This window comes from Armatimonas sp., assembly GCF_043760365.1.
In the GTDB taxonomy this organism is placed as follows: domain Bacteria; phylum Armatimonadota; class Armatimonadia; order Armatimonadales; family Armatimonadaceae; genus Armatimonas.
The window spans coordinates 1-2,948 of sequence record NZ_JAYUPA010000908.1 but is presented as its reverse complement, the minus strand read 5'-3'; the positions used below and the strand labels follow the sequence as shown (position 1 = coordinate 2,948).

General features: G+C 61.0%; 3 protein-coding genes and 1 pseudogene. 1 reads left to right on the top strand and 3 read right to left on the bottom strand.

Annotated elements, in window-relative coordinates; all coding sequences use genetic code 11:
• On the bottom strand, positions 1 to 841 hold an 841-nt coding region (locus tag ACH2EH_RS22710), incomplete at its 3' end, for a DUF1385 domain-containing protein (protein ID WP_395145344.1).
• Positions 842 to 891: 50 nt separating this feature from the next.
• Here ACH2EH_RS22710 and ACH2EH_RS22705 point away from each other — a divergent pair.
• Complete coding sequence (locus ACH2EH_RS22705; protein ID WP_395145342.1) at positions 892 to 1,641, top strand: polysaccharide deacetylase family protein; 750 nt, start codon at positions 892 to 894, stop codon at positions 1,639 to 1,641.
• A gap of 12 nt (positions 1,642 to 1,653) precedes the next feature.
• On the opposite strand, the gene rfaD is transcribed toward ACH2EH_RS22705, so the two are convergent.
• The gene (gene rfaD / locus ACH2EH_RS22700) at positions 1,654 to 2,631 is read right to left on the bottom strand and encodes an ADP-glyceromanno-heptose 6-epimerase (RefSeq protein WP_395145340.1); all 978 of its coding nucleotides are present in this window, start codon (positions 2,629 to 2,631) and stop codon (positions 1,654 to 1,656) included.
• A 29-nt stretch (positions 2,632 to 2,660) separates the two neighbouring features.
• A pseudogene (locus ACH2EH_RS22695) lies at positions 2,661 to 2,948 on the bottom strand (RNA polymerase sigma-54 factor); the annotation flags it as partial.

The window sequence follows — 2,948 nt, the reverse complement described above, 5'->3', positions numbered from 1 at the left end:
CCAGGAGGAACGAGCCCGCCATCAAGTTCGTGCCACAGCGCGGGTGCACACGGGGCAGACGGCCCACCGTGGTCGGGAGCAGCGGGGTATGGCTCTCTAGGGCATGCACCACCTGGTGCTCCGCCGCGTGAAAGCCCGCGATGGGGGAGAGGCGTATCAGGCCCAGAAACCCCGCCAGTGTCAGCAGACCCGTCAGAGCCAGCTCCACACTCTCGCGCCAGGCAGGCGGCAGGGGCAGCGGCGGCAGCGCGGGTGCGAGGGCATTGAGCAGCACGAGAAGCGCGAGCTGAGCACAGAAAAAGCAGGAGCCGGTCAGGATAAGCGCCCCCGTGCCCACACCCGCCGCGACGGCACCTGTGGAGAGATGAACGCCCACGGGGGTTGCCATCCCTCCTATCTGAGGGAGTGCGAGGGGGCGCAGTAGCTCCCGGACGAGATCGGCCCGGCTCACCATGCCGTAGTAGATTCCATTGCCCTCTGCCACGGGGAGCGCATCGGCTCGCTCCGTTTCCAGCGCTTCCAGAAGGTTCTCGATGCTTAAGAGGGGGGAGAGAGCCGCTGTGGGGACAAGTACCGTGTCTTCCACCAGAGCCTCTAGCCAGTGGCGGCGCTCGGTGCTGTCGGGGGCTTGGCGCAGGTAGGTTGTGAGCGAGGCTTCCGTCACCAGGCCAATAAGAATGCCGCCTGAGAGCACGGGGACGCAGTGGTAGGGAGAGACGCGGAGCCACTCCGCGGCCACCCCCACCCTCTCTTGCGGCGAGATTCCCGGCTGTGGGCGTGCAAGCTCATGGAGGAGCTTTGGGGCATTCAAAAGTCGTGGCGCAGTGGCAAACGAGGACATGCTATGCTACACTTTACCACGTCCCCGTTCCCCTTTCTTAGTCCACGCCGATGCCTAACCGAGACCCACGCACCACCCCTGAGTACCGCCGCTTGGTTGTTCTTGCTGCGAAAGATGATGCGGAGCGCCAGAAGGACATTCGGGTGGCCAAAGTGGTCACCGGCGACCCTGGCCAGCGCCTGGCGGCACTCACCTTCGATGATGGCCCACACGGGGAGAAAACCGGTGATCTGCTCAGTGTTCTGCGCCGCCTGCGCGTTCCGGCGACGTTCTTTGTGGTAGGAAAGATGGCACTGCGTTTCCCGGAGCTGATCGAGCGGATCGTGCTGGACGGGCATGAGCTGGGGAACCACACCTACAATCACTACCGCCTGACTCAGATTCCTCTCACACAGGTGGCGGGGGAGCTCAATAGTACCCGCGATACTCTGACCGGGCTCGTCGGCTCTCCGACACGGCTGATGCGGCCCCCCGGTGGGGAGTACAACGAGGCGATCCAGAAGATCATCGCTCGCGAGGGCTACACCAATATGCTCTGGACCGACGACCCTGCGGATTATAAGAAGGGGCGCACCTCAGAGAGGATCACCGAGCTGGTCATGCGCGACATCACGCCGGGGGGGATTATCTTGCTACACAGTGGGCTCCCGACAACTACCGCCGCTGTCCCTGCTATTGTGCGCCGCCTGCGTACCCAGGGCTATGAGTTTGTCACGTGCTCGGAGCTTATCCGGCGCGGCAACGGGCTTTTGCACCTGCAAAACCATTCCGTTCGCATTAGCCTTACTGCCGCGACTTAAAGAGTTAAAGAGTTAAAGATACGGTTGCAGGGTTGAAAGATGGTTCTGGATATAGTCCGCGATGGCATCGTCGAGCGAGCGAAAAGTGACATCACAGCCCACAGTGCGTAGCTTCTCAATCGTGGCCTGTGTGTGGTACTGGTAGTTGCCCTTCAGGCGCTCGGGCATCTCGATGTACTCAATTTGTGGCTCACGACCCATGGCGGAGAAGACCGCGTGGGCCAGGTCGTTCCAGGAGTGTGCCCGCCCGGTGCCGATATTGAAGATGCCATTCTCCTCGGGGTGCTGCAGGAACCAGAAGAGCACTTCGACACAGTCTTTCACGTAGACAAAATCCCGCGTCTGGCCACCGTCGGTGTAGTCTGGGTGGTAGCTCTTGAAGAGCTTGATCGTGCCCTCGGCCTGAACTTGTTGGAACGCCTTGTGCACCACGGAGCGCATGTCGTCTTTGTGGTACTCGTTGGGGCCGAAGACATTGAAGAACTTGACACCGACGATCTCCTCGGTGAGCCGGGTGCGGAGCGCGTGGAGATCGAAAAAATGCTTGGAGTAGCCGTAGCGGGTGATGGGCCGCAGGTAGGGAGCCACCGCGTCATCGTCGGCAAAGCCCCGCTCGCCATCGCCGTAGGTCTGGCCGCTGCTGGCGTAGAGAAAGCGTACTCCACGCGCTGTCGCCCACTCCGCGAGTGTTTTTGTGTAGCGGAAATTATTCTCCATCAAGTAGTCGCCATCGGCTTCTGTGGTGACGGAGCACGCCCCCAGATGCACCATGGCATCTGGCTGGAAGTCCAGTTCCCCCGCTTTAAGTTGTGCCAGAAAGATATCTTTGTGCAGATAGTCCGCGTAGCGTAGCCCCAGCAGATTGCGCCACTTCTCTGACGTGTTCAAGTTATCCACGATCAGAATATTATCAATACCCGCCTGGTTGAGCCGCCAGACCATGGCGCTGCCAATAAACCCCGCGCCCCCCGTAACAATGACACGATTCACGAAGAGCAGTGTACCCGGTGTGGGCGGGATTACGCCGCTTTGCGTTTGCGCAGGCGGGCCGGGAGAATGCGCTCGATGCCCCGGTACTTGGCTACCGTGCGGCGGGCTAGCGGAAAGCCCTGCTCGGTCAGAATCACCGCGATCTCGTCGTCGGAGTAGGGATCGTTTGAGTTCTCGGAGCTGATTAAGTGCAGGAGCGCCTCGCGGACAGCCTGGGAGTTGCCAAAAAAAGTATCGAGGGGAAGAATCTCGCCGTTGGGAAGCTGTACCCACTTATCCGCGACCGCGCGGCTGATCACCGATTCGTCGAGATGGAG